Genomic DNA, 16949 nt, shown 5'->3' on the forward strand with positions numbered 1-16949 from the left:
AGTTGATGTTTTTTTCATTCAAGTGTAGCCATGTTATTTCTCTTGAGACATTACCCTTTAGCCGGGCTCTTTACCTTTATCTTCTCACGCTTCTTAAGCAGTAGCCAGACCGGACTTGCAATAAAGATAGAGGAGTACGCTCCGAATAGCAATCCGATAACCATCGCAAGCGAGAACATCTTGATGGACTCGCCTCCAAGAATCAACAGGAAGAACGCCGCAATAAATACGGTAAATGCTGTGTAAAGAGAACGCATAAGCGTTTGAGCCACACTCTTATTCACAAGCTCTTTTAAATCCTCATAGGTTTTTTGTTTACCAAAACGCAAATTCTCACGGATACGGTCAAAGATAACGATCGTATCATTGATGGAATAACCGATAATCGTAAGCACCGCAATAATAAACGTCAAATCCACTTCCAAGCGGAAGATGGAGAAGATTGCAACGACCATAAAGGCATCATGGATCAATGAAACAATAGCTGCCAATGCAAACCGCCATTCAAAACGAATACTTACATAAATGATGATCCCTAGACAAGAAATGAGAACCGCATAGATCGCATTGCGTGCAAGTTCTTTAGACATTTCAGTATCCACGGTGTTAATCTCAAACGATGCTTTTTCGTCCAGCTTCAAGATCTCTGCTTTAAGAGCTTCATCTTGTTGCTCATCGAGCACTTGATCATAACGAACGTTAACCCGTTCACTTCCTAACGTAATGCTTGGCTCACTTGAAATCCCAGTTTTTTCAACTGCTGAATTAACCTCTTCCAATGTCAAATTCTTAGACAGAGAGATATCAACATTAGATCCTGCTTTGAAATCAACGCTGTAATTCAATCCAAAGGTTGCTAGGAAAATCAAACCTGCCACTGTAAGGGCGATGGAAAAAACATAGAAAAATTTACTCAAATGTACGAAATCAAGCTCTTTCTTAAAGCGCACGAATATCACTCTCCTTAACACCGAAGCTCTTCGGTTTGTTCAGCTTACCGGCTTTAACAAGCTGGCTAAGCAACCAGTGGGAGAAATAAAGATTCGTAGCGATACTCAGAACGATTTCCACGATCAGTACCAATGCGAAACCTTTGACTGCACCTGTACCGAAGGCGAACATGACACCTGCCACAATAACAGTTGTGACATTGGAGTCCATTACTGTCCGGAAAGAGGATTTATTACCTGCTTTAACAGAGGAAAGTACACTTTTACCACTGCGCATTTCTTCTCTTATCCGTTCATTTGTAATGATATTAGCATCGACGGCCATCCCTATACCCAGAATAAATGCGGCTATACCAGGCAACGTCAATGTGAAGTCTGCTAAGACAAAGACTACAATTAGCAGCCATGTATGCAAGATCAGCGCAAAACTAGCCAAGAGACCTGGCAAGCGATACATACCGATCATGAAGATAAGAATAATCAAAGAACCCAAAAGACCGGCTTTGATCGTTTGATCAAGCGATTGTTTACCAAGTGTTGCACCCACACTTTGGGAGTATTTCTCAGTAAGTTTCAGTGGCAACGCACCAAGATTAATAGTGTCAGCCAGTTCACGTGCTTCTTTAATTGTATACTGACCGGAAATAGACGCACTACCATCTGTAAGTACTGCTTGTACCGTAGGATCAGATAGTTTGTTCTCATCCAAATAAATTGCGAGATTCTTTCCTAAGAGGCGTTTGGTAATCTCTGCGAATTTATCCTTGTCCTTTATTTTGATACTGATGATTGGCTGATTCAGGTTATCCCGTCCAACCTCTGCCGCACCTTCAACAAAATCACTACCTACCAGTTCGATCTTGCTGTAAGTACCTTCAGCGTCACCTTCAGCAGCACTACGGAAAGTCAGAACTGCAGGCTCCTTCATCTTCTTACGAACCTCGGCTTCATCAGTAACGCCTGCAATTTTCAGACGAATACGGTCAGTACCTTCAGTTGTAACCTCTGGTTCACTGGTTCCGAGCGCATTGGCCCGTTTTTCCAAACTTTCTGCTGTTTTCAACAGTGAAGCTCGGGACAACGCTGCTCCCGCTTCCATAGGCTCTGCATGGTACAAAATCTCAAATCCGCCTTTCAGGTCAAGACCAAGTCTAACCTTGTCCAGCAGTCCAGGAGTAGTAAATGCCATGACGCCTGTCAAAACGAGCACGGTAATAATAAAGCCCATTAGTCTCTTCATGCTCTAGCTAGTTCCCCTTTCATTCACTCAATATTCCTATTATAGCTACACGTGAAATGACCGTCAATTCACAGCATAGTCATAGCTATACTCACACAAAGAAACGGCCGCCCCTGCACATATCAGCAAGACATCCGTTTATATAGGAGATGTGAAGTTATTATTATTCTCTTACTTTACTGCTTTATAAGGCTTTTCGCAAAGAAAAGAAGCGAGATGTGTATTGTTCAGTTCAACCCCCGATAAGCTGCAAGAGTCAAATAAGTCATGTAACTATTGGCTTTTAAGGAATAAATATCATTTACCAGCTTATGTAAGGGAGGCATTCCGTCCTTATCATAATTACGACTGATACAATCCCAAATATCCTTGCTGGTTACATACTCATAGCCGAGGAGCCGGAATTCTTCAGCTTTGCTGCGGCACATGGCTTCGATTTCTTCACTATGTTGATCATGATTCCACTGTTCCGATTCCACGTGATGACACCTCCAAAGATCGCTCGTGTTCGTATGCTTACCATAGGTATTCGACCCAAGTTCTCTGCTTTCCTCCTTCCGTCACAAAAAGTTACAACTACTAAAACAAGGCATGCCGGGATAGGGGTATAGCATATCCATAAGAATAGACAAGTTGGCCAGCGTTTCATTTCATTTGGGGAAGAAGGCGTGACCTTTGAGGAAACAGAGCTTTATACAAGGAACTTTAATCTTGCTTGCCGCCGGCATCATTAATCGAATGCTTGGATTTATACCCCGAATTGCTTTGCCACGCATCATTGGAGCAGAAGGTGTGGGTCTATATCAGCTCGCGTACCCTTTCTTTATCGTGCTGGCTACTGTTATTACAGGCGGACTTCCCCTAGCAATTGCAAAGATGGTAGCGGAAGCAGAGGGAGAGAACCGCCCTGAGAAATCGCGGCAAATTTTACGGACTGGCCTTACTCTTAGTGTCGGACTAGGAATCTTCTTTACCATTGTTGCGCTGGTCAGTGCTTCATGGGTCTCCAATGTGATCTTAACAGACCACAGAGTTTATTATACTTTTATTGCCATGATCCCAATGATCGCAATTGTTGCTGTATCTGCAATATACCGCGGTTATTTTCAAGGTAGGCAGAACATGATTCCTTCCGCACTTTCTTCAGTTTTTGAGTCTATCGTGCGAATATTTTTTATGCTGTGGTTCTCTTGGCTGCTGTTACCTAAAGGTATCGCTTTTGCAGCTGCAGGGGCGATGCTAGGCGTAACGGTGGGAGAGATTGGCGGAATGTTAGCCATTCTGTGGCAATATTATGTCATCACGAAAAAGGATAAAAAAACACCCCCCATCCAAGAACAGCAAACGATTGAGAAGGAAGTTATACCTCCTGATCCAGATGCCGTACAATCAACTTCCCCCATACTACGGCGTTTATTAGGTGTATCAATTCCTGTTACGGCAAGCCGGCTTGTCGGTTCTTTTTCCTATCTATTGGAATCTATAATTACCGTACGTAGTCTTGCACTAGCCGGAATCGCAACAGCCGCCGCGACTGCTCAATATGGGTCTTTACAGGGAATGGTTATCCCCTTACTGTTGCTTCCCGGTGCGTTAACTTCCTCTCTCGCAGTGTCTTTGGTTCCCTCCTTATCCGAGGCTGCCGCGAGAAAGGACTTGCCTACCATTCACAAACGAATGCACCAAGCTCTTCGACTCGCTCTTGTAACAGGGGCTCCCTTTGCTGTTCTTATGTATGTACTGGCAGTCCCACTATGCAACTTGTTATACGGAAATCCGGACACCGCTCCTATGCTAAAACTAATGGCCCCTTTCGCTTTGTTCATCTATGTTCAAGCCCCCTTACAAGCTGCACTTCAAGCTATGGACAGACCGGGAAGGGCACTCATCAATACTCTTATTGGGGCAGTAGTCAAAATCATTCTGATTGTTATATTAGCTTCACAGCCAGAATACGGAATCTACGGCGCAATCATCGCCATTATTGTGAACAGCGTTCTTGTTACTCTGCTGCACGGGTACAGCGTAGTCAGTCTAATTTCATTATCCTTACGAATAACCGATACCATTAAGACCTTATGTGCAATGATCATTATGGGAGCAGGCGTGCGTTATGTATACATCTCCATTCCCATTGCAGAAGCACAATGGATTCAATTTTTATTTGCCTCTGCGATAGGAATGGCCCTGTATTTCGGTCTCAGTCTATTAGCTGGCCTTATTTCCCTTCGTGATTTGGATCGACTGCCTTTCATTAAGCGTTGGCTTTAGAATGGTTATCGATTGTCCAAACGGTCAACATAAACTCGGCCTTTATGGTCTATGGAGCAAAGAAATACATCCCGAAAATCTGATACTCCCTTTTGGCGGATCTGTGTTCTTAGCCAGAACCTTGTTTTTCCTATCATTTCTAAATTATGATCCTGGACCTTTCCATCCATAATCAATGGAATAGGAAGCCCTTCATATCTGATTTTGTTCTTTGGCAGTTTAACTTTCTGACTGCTTACATCTGCATCCTCATCGGTCTTATTATTCTCAGCAACTGAACTGCTATTGCCTGTTTGATTGGAAGATGAAAGTCCTTTGTCTTTCTCGAAAACGGTAAGCTGTCCACTGGGCTCCAGAATCGCAAATTCCACATCAGCAGGACTAGCGATGTTCTGACCACGCAATTGCTGCAATAGATCATCAATATTGTACCTTTGTTTACGCATCTCTCCCCGGTGCAGCTTGCCTCCAGAAATAAGTATGCTCGGTTTACCGTCCATTAACAGCCGAATCTTTCTACTCTTAAGACTGAGCTGAGCAACTACAACTTGAATGATAACCAGTGTGGCCATCGGAACCAGACCTTCGTAAATCGGGCGATTAATATCCTCGATCACAAAAACAGCAATCTCAGCAATCATAATTGAGATCGTTAGATCAAATACAGATAGCTTACCGATTTCCCTCTTCCCCATGATACGCATGCACAGGAATATGAAGAAATACATCAGCACGGTCAAGAAAATATGGGTAGTGATATGCTGGGACATATAGCTTCGCTCCCCTCCACTCTCACCCGCAGACTTGTTTTCTCGGGCGGATTAATGTAACCCTATTCTGACCGCTCAGCACAGGGAACATTCGGAAGCTCACATATTAATTAATGGTAAAAAGGCTACAATGCCCATTCTTGTACTATTGGGGCAAGCCTCCCCATACAATGAATAATAACTTATGTAGATTATTTTTCTAAAAAAACTTTAGGAGGTTGTACCATGTATTTAATCCGGCGCCTGTTCTCATGGAGAATAGCCAATCCTGTATTGTCTGGCCTATGTCGATCATTCCTTTGGATGCTGCTTGGCGCGTTTGTCCTCTCTCTTTTATTATGGGGCAGCGGTCTGAAGGAGCAGGATCTCTCAATGTACACTTATATAGTGCACGGCATAGCCGCAGCATTCGGAGGACTAACCGCCGGTCGCAGAGCCACGAACAAAGGCTGGTATCAAGGAAGTCTTACAGGAATCTTTTACGGGATTATCGTTCTGTTAATTGGATTTCTGGCACTGGATAGCTCACCCTCTGGTGTTGACCTTCTTTGGGTTCTAGCTGCGGCAGCAATTGGTGCACTTGGCGGAATGTTTGGGGTTAATTTACAGAAAAGCTAAAATTATTATTCCATAAAATTCGAAACATTCCTTGGAAATATGTTAAACTGTGATCATCTGACTTCATAAAGAGAATCAAGGAGGCTTCGAATGCTTTGTTTTACCAATCAATGAATCATATTGTTTTGTACACAGTTGCATTAGTAGTGATATTAGTATGGATTGGCGCTCGTCGAAATCCAATCATGGCATTAGTTGAAATCGGAAAAGAGATGCTGCGATCCTACAAGTTTTTGCTACTGATGGTAGGCATGTTTGGTGTACTGGTCTTGAATAAATACGAACTACAAATTGAAGAAAAAATGCATCTTACCTCAGACTATACATCATTTGTATTTGGGCTAGAGGGGCATTTTGTCCAAGCTGTTCAGGATATATTCTATAGTCCATGGCTAACGCCTATCATAGTTTTCTTCTACATTTTCATGCTTCAATCTGTACTAGCAGCTTCTCTAGGTGTCTATCTGTTAGATAAGAACCGTGTGATGCTGTACGCTACCTGCTATGCTATTATCATTAACTATGCTGTAGCAATTCCATTCTACCTATACTTCCCTGTAAATGAGGTATGGTCCTATGTACCTGCAGGCGTTAGATTTACTATGCTGGATGTATTTCCGAAGTTTGAGCAAGAGTACCGCCCTCTATCCGGTCTCAACAACTGCTTCCCGAGTCTACATACGTCCATTTCCGTTACGATGGCATTACTGGCATTCCGTTCAGGAAACCGCCGGTGGATGGTCATTACGAGTATTTCCGCAGTCGTAATCGTCTTTGGTATATTCTATCTGGGCATTCATTGGCTTACAGATATGATAGGCGGCACTCTGCTAGCAGTCCTAGCTTCAACAGTTGGTGTACAGCTTGCCAAATTAACCTTACGGGGACGTGAAGAATCGCTCACCGTTCGCAGCCGAATAACGGATATGCGTTAAACCCATAGATCACGATGAAAGATGAACATCAAAAAAGCGGTGTCATTCTCTTAATGAGAAGACACCGCTTTTTATGTACTTTTAAATAACGAAACTATACTTTCTCCTCCACGTCCGTGGCAACGGAGTGACTAATGGAACCGCGATCAAAGGTCAGTTTAGTTACATCATTGACCCGTAGAACCACGATATCATCGGAAATCTCCATGATCGTACCGTGAAGACCACCAATAGTAACGATTTTATCGCCCTTTTTCAGAGACTTCAACATTGCATTACGTGTTTTGGTCTTCTTCTGTTGCGGACGAATCAGCAAGAAGTAGAATACTACAAACATAAGTACGAATGGACCTACAAGACCCAGTATACTACCTCCGCCTGTTGCTGCTGCATATTGAAACATATTTCTCCCCCCTTTCAAAGCACATTAAAACATGGACCTCAACGAAGCTTTAGAAGCCTTTAAGATTATCATATAATCCGTATTTAGCAAAAAACTCATCGCGAAAATCAAGCAGCCGATCTTCCTTGATGGCTTCGCGCACTTTACGCATCAAATCCAACAGGAAGTGCAAGTTATGGTATGTCGTCAATCTAAGTCCGAAGGTTTCATCGGCTTTGATTAGATGGCGCAAATAAGCGCGGGAATAATTCCGGCATGTATAGCAGTTGCACTCCGGATCAAGCGGCCCAAAATCGCGGGCATACTTTGCGTTGCGTACAACGAGTCTTCCCTGACTGGTCATCGTTGTTCCATTACGAGCAATACGGGTAGGCAGAACACAGTCGAACATGTCCACTCCCCGGATTGAACCTTCCAACAGCGCATCCGGTGAACCAACGCCCATCAAATAGCGAGGTTTGCCTTGTGGCAGCAGGGGAACTGTATAATCCAGCACTTCATACATTAGCTGCTTGGACTCTCCGACGCTGAGCCCTCCAATAGCATACCCCGGGAAATCCATGGAAGTCAAATCTGCCGCGCTCTGACGGCGAAGATCCTCATACATACCTCCTTGAACGATAGCGAACAGCCCTTGATCATTCGGGCGAGCATGACTTTTCAGGCAACGTTCTGCCCAGCGCGTTGTACGCTCCAATGATTTTTTCACGTAGTCATATTCCGCTGGGAATGGAGGACACTCATCGAATGCCATCATGATATCAGAGCCAAGTGCGTTCTGAACTTCCATAGCTACTTCAGGAGACAAGAACTTCTTATCCCCATTTAGATGGGAACGGAAATGAACGCCTTCTTCGGTAATCTTGCGCATGTCACTAAGCGAAAATACTTGAAACCCGCCGCTATCCGTTAGAATGGGACGGTCCCAGTTCATGAACTTGTGCAGTCCGCCTGCTTCACGAACAATATCATGGCCCGGTCTCAGGAACAAATGGTACGTATTGCTCAAAATAATATGAGCATCCATCTCTTTCAGTTCTTCAGGACTCATTGTCTTGACTGTAGCTTGTGTGCCGACTGGCATAAATGCAGGTGTCTCAATCACACCATGTGGAGTATGGACTCTTCCAAGTCTTGCTCCGGATTGTTTGCACGTTTTGATGTGCTCATAAGTAATTGCTGCCATAAGTTAACCCATCCTCTTACCTTAGTAAATAAACATTGCATCTCCAAAGCTAAAAAACCGGTACTTCTGCTCTATCGCTTCTTCATAAGCAGCTAGAATATGTTCCCGACCTGCCAAAGCACTAACCAACATCACCAAAGTAGACTTCGGCAAATGAAAATTAGTAATTAACGCATTAACTACACTAAACTTATAGCCCGGATAGATGAAAATATCCGTCCAGCCACTACATTCCACTAGTGGACCGCCTTCGCATTGTCTTCCGACTGTTTCAAGTGTCCGACAAGAAGTTGTCCCTACCGCTATAATGCGACCACCTTGTTCCTTAGTAGCATTTATAGTATCTGCTGTTTCTTGAGACATTACAAAATACTCTGAATGCATAACATGCTCTTCAACCTTCTCAACAGACATCGGACGGAACGTTCCGAGACCTACATGAAGTGTAATATAAGCAATATTTACACCCTTGGCTTCAATCTGATCCAACAGTTCTTTGGTAAAATGAAGCCCTGCTGTAGGAGCAGCAGCTGATCCTTCATGCTTAGCATAAACGGTCTGATATCGTTCCCGATCATCGAGTGTTTCCTTAATATAAGGAGGCAGTGGCATTGTTCCCAGCCTGTCCAGAATCTCCTGAAAAATACCCTGATAAATGAACCGAAGCGTTCGTCCACCCATATCAGCCTCTTCCTCAATAACAGCACGAAGCTCATCACTAAAGATGATAACCGCTCCTGTCTTGAGCTTTTTACCTGGCTTTACAAGAGCTTCCCAACGATCGTCTCCCAGATTCTTAAGGAGAAGCACTTCAGCTTTAGCCCCCGTATCTTCTTTAGCCCCAAACAATCTGGCAGGAATGACTCTCGTATCATTCAGAACAAGCGTATCTCCCGGTTGAAAATAATTAATAATATCGGTAAAATGCCGGTGAGCCAGCTCCCCATCCTCCTTATTTACTAAGAGCAGTCTAGAAGAGCTACGGTCAGAGAGTGGTGTCTGGGCAATTAATTCTTCCGGTAAATGAAAATCATATGCGTCTACATTCATGGTCTGTCTTCATTCCTTAACTATAGTAACGTTCTGATAATAGTGTTGCAATATCTGCTTGTAATCATACCCGCTGTCAGCCATGCCTTTCACGCCCCATTGCGACATGCCTAGACCATGACCGTATCCTTGGCCAATGAACAGAAAGCCCGAACTGTTAGTAATCGCTCTGGCTGAGGAATCCCCACCCATCACTACAGTTCCACTACCGTTCACATTAACCTTACCTGATGCAGAGAGTACACCTGCGCTCTGTGAACTTCCAATCGTGCTGGTAGCACCGTCAGCGCCTAATACAGTATAACTTCCGGCTGGTACAATATCAAACAATGTACTTGGCAATCCATTGAACGCAGAACGGAACATATCAGGATATTTCACATCCAGTGCCTGACCATTTGCTTTCACCTGAATCGCTCTTCCAGAAGGGCCGCGCTGAGTGACCTGCAAATTAAGGATGCTAGATGGGAGCGCGCTAGTTGTTTTACCCTGCAAGCTTTTTAAAAGGTCGGCAGAGGTGTATGGCCCTTTGATCCAGCTATAACTACCGGACTCATAGACTTTGTCTAGAACAACAGCATTCTCGCCTGGATTCAGTTTACCTACCGCACTTACACTACTTTCAACAGCAGGAAGGGGGCGTACATTGACATCTTTAGTGGTAGCTGTCGCTATATCCAGTCCCGCTGCAGTTTTATTTCCTGTCAATTTAATGTTATCCTCACGTGCGTATCCAGAGGTACCATTAGCGAGCAGTAAATAATACCACTTCTTAGCGGTCGCGGTAGCTGCGACATCCTCTTTGCTGGGAACGCTGGCGAATGCATCTCCACCATTGCCCCATACCTCTGATGGATCAGAGGTTATTCCGCCACTGTTCGAGGAGAACACAGCCTCTATAACTTTACCACCACTCATCAATACTTCACCGGCAGTAGCATCCACTGCCTTAATAATAACTGGAGCCTCTGATCCGATTCCGTTATATACCTGACTCAATGTAGAATCTACTACATTCGCTACTTCGAAACGGTTGCCTTGCGCCATTGCATAGCTTCGGGCGGCGACAGCCTGAGCCTTTAGAGCTTCATCCGGCCAGCTGGAGGAAACCTCTCCTCCAACCACTGCATACAAATATTGTTCCAGTGGCACTTCATTGATAACCGCTAGGGAACCTCTCAAATTACTTAGTTCCATATTTCCACGGTAGGTACGCTTGGATCTTTCTTCGAGCTGAATTCCAGCCTCACTGCCAACGGCCAAAAATTTAGCATCATTTCCGGAAACCATATAATGATTAGCTTGTGTCTCGCTACTAAGGTCCAGCCCAGCATCCAGACGCATGATTAACCCAGGTGAAGTTGCAGCAGACATAGCAAGCTGTGGCAATGCTGCTGACACTGCGGTCTGAACAGCACCCAAATCTTTGTCATTCGCAGCTTCGCCTACCCATACCTCAAACTGAGCACTGCCATCACTTCCTGAGAGAAACACCTTCCAGGCATCAAAACCAGCAGCTGTAATACTACTTAGAGCAGTATCAGCTTCTTGTTCCGAAGTATAGCGACCCGCCAATAAATGCTTATCCCCTTTCACCGCAGGGGTTTGATCAGCAGGAATGCCGAGTCCTGCCTTTAATACACGGGCAAGTCCATCCTTGGCAGCAGCTTCACTGGCATAGACACCTGTATACAACTGATATACATTGGTTCCATTTCTAGAAATCATATAAATTTGAGGCTTATCAGAGGTGGACTGAAGCTTTTTAGCCGCATCGGCAGCTGTTTTCCAGCTTGAAGTCTCCATTACCTTTACTCTATAACTATCCACACTAACACGAATTCTGCTCTGGGCAGGCACCGATAACAAAGGAGTGCTCCCTGGTTGGTTTGACATCAAAGTGAAGCTTTGTGTCGATAACATAGTTACTACTGGCACGGTAGATTTATATTTACTACCAATATCGGCATAAAGGGCAACTCGTATCGTACTATTAGAATCGGCATGACTGGCACCCGCAGGGATCAAGAGACTTCCCACAGCAATCGCAGCTGCTAGCAATCCTTTGCTTAGTGGAGCTATTCCTCTCCATTTCATCTTCGTATGCTTCATCCAGCATCCTCCTTTTAAATGTAGTTACTGACTCAATGCTGCTCCGGAGGGAGCGGAAGGCCTAAGTGATGATAAGCGGCCGGGGTTACAATTCTTCCACGAGGGCTCCGCTGCAAGAATCCTATCTGCAGCAGGTAGGGCTCATAAACATCCTCAATCGTCTGACTTTCCTCACCAATTGTAGCAGCAATCGTATCCAGCCCTACAGGACCGCCACGAAAGCTTGAAATCATCGCTCTTAACATCTTGTGGTCGATGCTGTCCAGCCCACGTGGATCCACTTGTAGCATCTTCAGGGCTTCCCCAGAAATCTCAGGGGTTATAATCCCATCGCCGCGCACTTGAGCAAAATCACGGACTCGCTTCAATAGTCGGTTCGCAATCCGCGGCGTTCCACGGGAACGAAGCGCTATCTCTTCCGCCGCATCTCCGACAATCTCAATTCCTAAAAGATCTGCATTTCGAGCAACAATGAAGCTTAGCTCATCTATGGTATAGAACTCCAAGCGGCTGACCACTCCGAAACGATCACGTAGTGGCGCTGACAGCAGGCCAGCACGGGTGGTAGCACCTATAAGTGTGAAAGGCGGCAAATCCAATCGTACCGAACGGGCACTTGGCCCTTTGCCGATCATGATGTCCAGCGCGAAGTCCTCCATCGCCGGATACATAACCTCCTCCACCGTCCGGTGTAAGCGGTGAATTTCATCGATGAACAGCACATCGCCTTCCTGCAGGTTCGTCAGCAGGGCGGCTAAATCTCCCGGCCGCTCTATCGCAGGACCGGACGTTGTTCGTAAATTCACACCCAGCTCATTGGCGATAATGTTCGCGAGTGTTGTTTTACCGAGACCTGGAGGCCCGTAGAGCAGCACATGATCCAGCGCTTCACTTCTCATTTTGGCTGCTTCGATATATATTTTCAGGTTTTCTTTTACCTGATTCTGTCCGATATATTCTCCCAGATAACGAGGGCGTAAACTTAATTCTACGGCTTGCTCGTCCATCATCAAATTAGCGGATATAATCCGGTCATCCATTCCTATCGCTCCCTTTCTTCAAGGATGTGTTCGGCTTTACTTAGCAATATATAATAGCCCAAGTGCTTTCTTCATCAACACATCTACAGTCCCTGTCTCTGCGCCCTCTTTTTTCATAGCGAGCCACACACGGTCCAATTCACTTTCGGTATAACCCAATCCCTTAAGGGCATCCCTAGCCTCTTGCCAAGCTAACCCATCCGATGCTTCTTCCATTGGAACTGCAAATAATCCCGTTTGCATGGAAGCCATACTGAGTCCGTCCAGCTTGTCCTTCAAATCTAGGATCATCCGCTGCGCCGTCTTCTTGCCAATGCCCGGCAGTTTCGTTAAGAAGGTTATATTCTCTTGGTAAATTGCCGAGATCAACTGATCTGGAGTTCCACCTGTCAGTATTCCGAGCGCAACCTTCGGACCGATCCCAGATACCTCAATCAACTTGCGGAACAATTTTTGCTCCTCCCGAGTCGGGAACCCGAACAGAAGCGTTGCATCCTCACGTGTTTGATAATGAATATAGATCGTTACAGGCCCTTCTACTTTAGCAAAAGCATAAGGGTTCGGGCAGAACACCCGATATCCTACGCCCTGCACATCCAGCACCACATATTCCGACTCTAAATGAACGACGGGTCCTCTTAAGAAATCTATCATTTTCGCAATACCTCATTTAATTTAGAATTAAGACTGCTCGAATGGGCATGACATACCGCTACCGCGAGTGCATCCGCTACATCATCCGGTTTAGGGATCGCCGATAATTTCAGTAGCAGCTTCACCATTTCCTGTACCTGCCGTTTCTCTGCCTTACCATAACCAACTACAGCCTGCTTCACCATCATAGGTGTATATTCCGAGACGGGTAAGCCACGCTGTACAGCAGCTAATATCGTCACTCCGCGGGCCTGTGCTACTGGCAATGCTGTTGTAACATTACGTGCAAAGAACAACTTCTCTATCGCTACAGCATCAGGTTTATATTTATCAATGAGCTGACCCATGCCTTCATAGACATGCAGCAGACGTTCTTCCTCAGGCGTGTGAGCCTCAGTCTGGATACAACCATATTGGACCGGGGTCAACTTATGACCTTCCTTATCCACAAAGCCAAAACCGACAATCGCCAGCCCTGGATCAATTCCCAAAATGCGCAAGCACGATCTCTCCTCTATAACAGGCAGTTTATTCCACCGTTTTCATCCATTACTCCGCTACGAAGCGAACATATGTATTCCTTCAAACCATTATAGCAAAAATACCCCTTCCGGGAGAAAAAAAGTTTACCCTCTGATGCGAAATGACAACTTTAGGCCTACAATGAGAACCTCAAACTTTCTTATATTTGCAAAAAAAAGCTGCCCTATAGCCATTAATAATGACTTTAGGACAGCTGATATGCTTAAGGATGCTATTGCTTATTCTGCATGACATGTTCGGCAGCCTCTCGCGCATAGTCACTGAAGGTGGACAATACGCTGTTGTACTCTTCAATATCTTGTACACGAATGCCCTCATGAAGCTCTTTCCAAATACTTTCCGGCAGGGAGGATTTCAAGGAACCCATATCCATTTGAAAAAAGGTCTTCAGAACCTTTTCCTGTACCGGAGGGCCTTTAAACAATTTCAAATTTCCAAATGCATCGACCCCGATATAGGCTTCTTTTTTCGTTAGGGTCGATAGATCATTCACTTTTTGTTCCAGCCACAAATCTCCATCACTGCTGATGAAGCCGCTCCATGCAGGGTGTTCGTGAATTATCTTTTTAAGCTGAAGCGGGTTCTTTACACCTGGCAATGTCTGAACTTCTTCCCCAGATACATACGATATTTTTAAATGAACGGTTCTGCTGAGTCCGCTTTGAGCGATCGTCTGCAACAGTTGTTCGTTTTTTATGGTGCCCTTCTCTTTCTCCTCACCGCTGTCCACGCCTACTTTAAATACAGCTGCGGCCAACTCGCTTTCGGCACTATCCGTCCAACTAGAATCCGTCAGCAGTCCACTGATTTCCTCAGGTACCTGCATACTGCGCCATGCCAGTACAGTAAGAGCTAAACAAGCTGCCCCTACCCAAAGCGCCTTTTTCCAACGTCTCCATCGCTGCCAAAGTTGTTTTTTTATGCGCGACACGTTAATCCCTTCATTCTGGTTTTTCCCTATTGTGACCTGAGAAGGGATCATTTATGCGCTTTTCTGTGAATAATCGCTATTTTATCCTAATTGCAAGGTTGACCTTGCAGTACCGTTCAAGCGTTAGGAATAACCGGCAGCTTCACATGGCTTGGATATTCACTATTATGGTAAACCGTCTGCAGCACTGTAATCGCCTCTGAATCTTCATACGGGTTACCACCAGTATTCGTATTCGGGAAAGCAACGAATTTACTGGAAGAGGTAATCGAAAAACGAATTCGGTGTCCTACGGCAAATCTGTGAGCAATATTCGGCATGAAAATATCGTATGCCTCCACTTGCCCTAGCGTGAGTAGCTCTGGTGCATCAAACCCATGACGATATTTAGCTCTGACAATATAGTTAGATAACCGGATAGAGTCTCCATGTTCATTCACATCACTAAGCGTAACTACCCAATCCGTATCCTTACCTGTGCTAGCGGCGTAGATGACAGCAGACAATTCGCCAGCAATAGTCAATTCTTCCGTCAACACCTCACTAGTGTACACAAGAATATCATTTCGGAGCTCATATTTCCGCAAATTTTCAGGCTCCCGCTCACCGCTATCATTCATAGGATCATTTGGGTTATAGACATAAGTATCTTCTGGAGAGTGTTCCTCTGGCGCTGTGAGCAGCTTCCCGTCTCCTTGTCCTGAATTAGCACGGCCAGCACTGGAAAGATAAAACGGCGTAGTTGTAGCTTCAACTGGTGTCCAATCCTCCGACGTTCTCCACTGATTCTCACCAACGACATAATAAGAGGCTCTAGGCTCCTGATCTATTCCGTTCGGAATGCCTTTGAGGAAGCGGTCGAACCAGCGCAGTACAGAAACATCATAATCATAGACGACTGCATCATTGCCGAAGCTTACTCCCTCATAATCTCTGGCTCGGTTTGGCCCATGCTCCCATGCACCCAGACGGATTTTACGATTTGGCACATCATGTTCAGTCAGCATTCTCCAAGTCTCCGATACGCCAGGGCTGTCGCCATCATACCAGCCTGAGATCACATACATAGGGACCTGCACTTGATCCCCACGTTCCGTAAAGGTACAGTTTCTCCAGAAATCATCATACTCCGGATGCTGGCTCCACAAATCCCATGGTCCTGATGCTTTGCCTATCATTTGCTGTGGAATCTCCTTAATCGGTCTCGCATCGACGGCCGCTTCTGGGTTCACCGTAATGCCCCCAAAAATATCAAAATCCGTCCGGGTACCCACAGATTGTGCAAGCGTCCAAGACAAGAGTGGCCAAGAGCAAAGCGTCCCACCCTTACGCGCTGTATCTACAAACGGTGAGCCAACATTCACTTCATCCACAACAGCCTTCAAATTAGGGTGCCCACTGGTCGCCGCCGAGACAACCACAAAGCCGAGATAGGACGCGCCCCACATTCCAACATTGCCATCTGACCAATCCTGCGTGATAATCCAATCGATCGTATCGTAGCCATCATCCCGTTCATTATAAAAAGGGATCAATTCCCCCTCCGAATCCGCCCGACCTCTTACGTCCTGTGACACCACTGCATAACCTTTGTTAGCCCATCTCATAAAAATCTCTTTTTTCCCGTTACGGTCATAGCAGGTTCTCACAAGAATCGTCGGCAGCTTGGTTCCCGGCTGAATGCCCTCAGGAAGAAACACATCCGTAGCCAGTCTCACGCCATCATGCATCGGAATCAGATCCGTACCCAAATCATTTACACCATACTCTGGCTTGGACAAAAGGGGATCATCATAAACAACCAGAGGCGTCAGCTTCTCATATCCTGCTTTAACAATCAGCTCGATGCCATACCGATTCGGCGCAAGAAAGGCAATAATCTCACCATCCAAGGTCACAATATCCAGTGCCGTCTCTTTTCGTAGCGCCCATACTTGTGAAGTAAGCTCACGGCCATCCAATACAGCCTGATACTGAATATGCTTTTGATAAAGATCACCATTACTTAGAACTATCTCATCATTGACCCATTCTGCTTTAGCGTAAGCGTCCATGTGTTCGTGGATTTTTTGAAATGGAAGAACGGTCTTGAACTGGGTATCCAGCGCATTGTATTGCATTTGTGTTCGTCTGCGTGGATCAACCTTAGCGAGCATAATTTGTTGTTCCGTAAAATGTATTTTCCCTGAATAAATGCCAGAACAGTAGAAGTTAAATGTAGTTGTGTTCAAGTATGTTGTCATCTA

Annotated in this window: 16 protein-coding genes; 3 read left to right on the forward strand and 13 right to left on the reverse strand. The window is 45.2% G+C overall.

Going from position 1 to position 16949, the window contains the following annotated elements; translation table 11 throughout:
- Positions 1-50: 50 nt before the first annotated feature.
- The 3 genes from secF to MKX41_RS18170 all read right to left on the reverse strand — a co-directional run bounded on the left by secF (position 51) and on the right by MKX41_RS18170 (position 2669).
- The gene (secF, locus tag MKX41_RS18160) at positions 51-950 is read right to left on the reverse strand and encodes a protein translocase subunit SecF (protein WP_340972379.1); all 900 of its coding nucleotides are present in this window, start codon (positions 948-950) and stop codon (positions 51-53) included.
- Positions 940-2190 (reverse strand): protein translocase subunit SecD, encoded by a 1251-nt coding sequence (gene secD / locus MKX41_RS18165; protein WP_042191112.1) that lies wholly within the window; start codon positions 2188-2190, stop codon positions 940-942. The genes secF and secD overlap by 11 nt, the downstream gene beginning before the upstream one ends.
- 227 nt (positions 2191-2417) lie before the next feature.
- Complete coding sequence (locus MKX41_RS18170; protein WP_042191115.1) at positions 2418-2669, reverse strand: post-transcriptional regulator; 252 nt, start codon at positions 2667-2669, stop codon at positions 2418-2420.
- Between the two features lie 196 nt (positions 2670-2865).
- On the opposite strand from MKX41_RS18170, the gene spoVB reads away from it, so the two are divergent.
- Entirely contained in the window at positions 2866-4461 is a 1596-nt protein-coding gene (spoVB, locus tag MKX41_RS18175; protein WP_042191117.1) for a stage V sporulation protein B, read from the forward strand.
- A 5-nt stretch (positions 4462-4466) separates the two neighbouring features.
- Here spoVB and MKX41_RS18180 read toward each other — a convergent pair whose 3' ends face one another.
- Complete coding sequence (locus tag MKX41_RS18180; RefSeq protein WP_042191118.1) at positions 4467-5231, reverse strand: DUF421 domain-containing protein; 765 nt, start codon at positions 5229-5231, stop codon at positions 4467-4469.
- Positions 5232-5456: 225 nt separating this feature from the next.
- On the opposite strand from MKX41_RS18180, the gene MKX41_RS18185 reads away from it, so the two are divergent.
- Positions 5457-5849: a TIGR04086 family membrane protein gene (locus MKX41_RS18185; RefSeq protein WP_042191121.1), complete on the forward strand. Its 393-nt coding sequence runs from the start codon at positions 5457-5459 to the stop codon at positions 5847-5849.
- Positions 5850-5944: 95 nt separating this feature from the next.
- Complete coding sequence (locus MKX41_RS18190) at positions 5945-6784, forward strand: phosphatase PAP2 family protein (RefSeq protein WP_256990033.1); 840 nt, start codon at positions 5945-5947, stop codon at positions 6782-6784.
- A gap of 94 nt (positions 6785-6878) precedes the next feature.
- Here the strand turns inward: MKX41_RS18190 and yajC are convergent, their stop codons facing one another.
- The 9 genes from yajC to MKX41_RS18235 all read right to left on the reverse strand — a co-directional run bounded on the left by yajC (position 6879) and on the right by MKX41_RS18235 (position 16946).
- Positions 6879-7187, reverse strand: a complete 309-nt coding sequence (yajC, locus tag MKX41_RS18195; RefSeq protein ID WP_042191123.1) for a preprotein translocase subunit YajC — start codon at positions 7185-7187, stop codon at positions 6879-6881.
- Positions 7188-7236: 49 nt separating this feature from the next.
- On the reverse strand, positions 7237-8373 hold the full coding sequence (tgt, locus tag MKX41_RS18200) for a tRNA guanosine(34) transglycosylase Tgt (RefSeq protein ID WP_042130504.1): 1137 nt from the start codon (positions 8371-8373) through the stop codon (positions 7237-7239).
- Between the two features lie 21 nt (positions 8374-8394).
- Positions 8395-9423, reverse strand: coding sequence for a tRNA preQ1(34) S-adenosylmethionine ribosyltransferase-isomerase QueA (gene queA / locus MKX41_RS18205; RefSeq protein WP_340972390.1), 1029 nt, complete (start codon positions 9421-9423; stop codon positions 8395-8397).
- A 9-nt stretch (positions 9424-9432) separates the two neighbouring features.
- Positions 9433-11535: a SpoIID/LytB domain-containing protein gene (locus MKX41_RS18210; protein WP_340972393.1), complete on the reverse strand. Its 2103-nt coding sequence runs from the start codon at positions 11533-11535 to the stop codon at positions 9433-9435.
- Positions 11536-11567: 32 nt separating this feature from the next.
- A complete protein-coding gene (gene ruvB, locus MKX41_RS18215) occupies positions 11568-12575 on the reverse strand; it encodes a Holliday junction branch migration DNA helicase RuvB (protein ID WP_042191128.1) in 1008 nt (335 codons plus the stop codon).
- Positions 12576-12611: 36 nt separating this feature from the next.
- Positions 12612-13229, reverse strand: a complete 618-nt coding sequence (ruvA, locus tag MKX41_RS18220) for a Holliday junction branch migration protein RuvA (RefSeq protein ID WP_042191130.1) — start codon at positions 13227-13229, stop codon at positions 12612-12614.
- Positions 13226-13729 carry a crossover junction endodeoxyribonuclease RuvC gene (gene ruvC, locus MKX41_RS18225; protein ID WP_036677679.1) on the reverse strand — a complete coding sequence of 168 codons (504 nt, stop codon included), beginning with the start codon at positions 13727-13729 and terminating at the stop codon, positions 13226-13228. The genes ruvA and ruvC overlap by 4 nt, the downstream gene beginning before the upstream one ends.
- A 254-nt stretch (positions 13730-13983) precedes the next feature.
- Entirely contained in the window at positions 13984-14703 is a 720-nt protein-coding gene (locus MKX41_RS18230; RefSeq protein WP_197071247.1) for a BofC C-terminal domain-containing protein, read from the reverse strand.
- Positions 14704-14819: 116 nt separating this feature from the next.
- Positions 14820-16946, reverse strand: a complete 2127-nt coding sequence (locus tag MKX41_RS18235) for a CocE/NonD family hydrolase (RefSeq protein ID WP_340972398.1) — start codon at positions 16944-16946, stop codon at positions 14820-14822.
- Between the last annotated feature and the right edge of the window lie 3 nt (positions 16947-16949).

It is taken from the genome of Paenibacillus sp. FSL R5-0475, from assembly GCF_038004585.1.
Lineage (GTDB): Bacteria > Bacillota > Bacilli > Paenibacillales > Paenibacillaceae > Paenibacillus_AQ.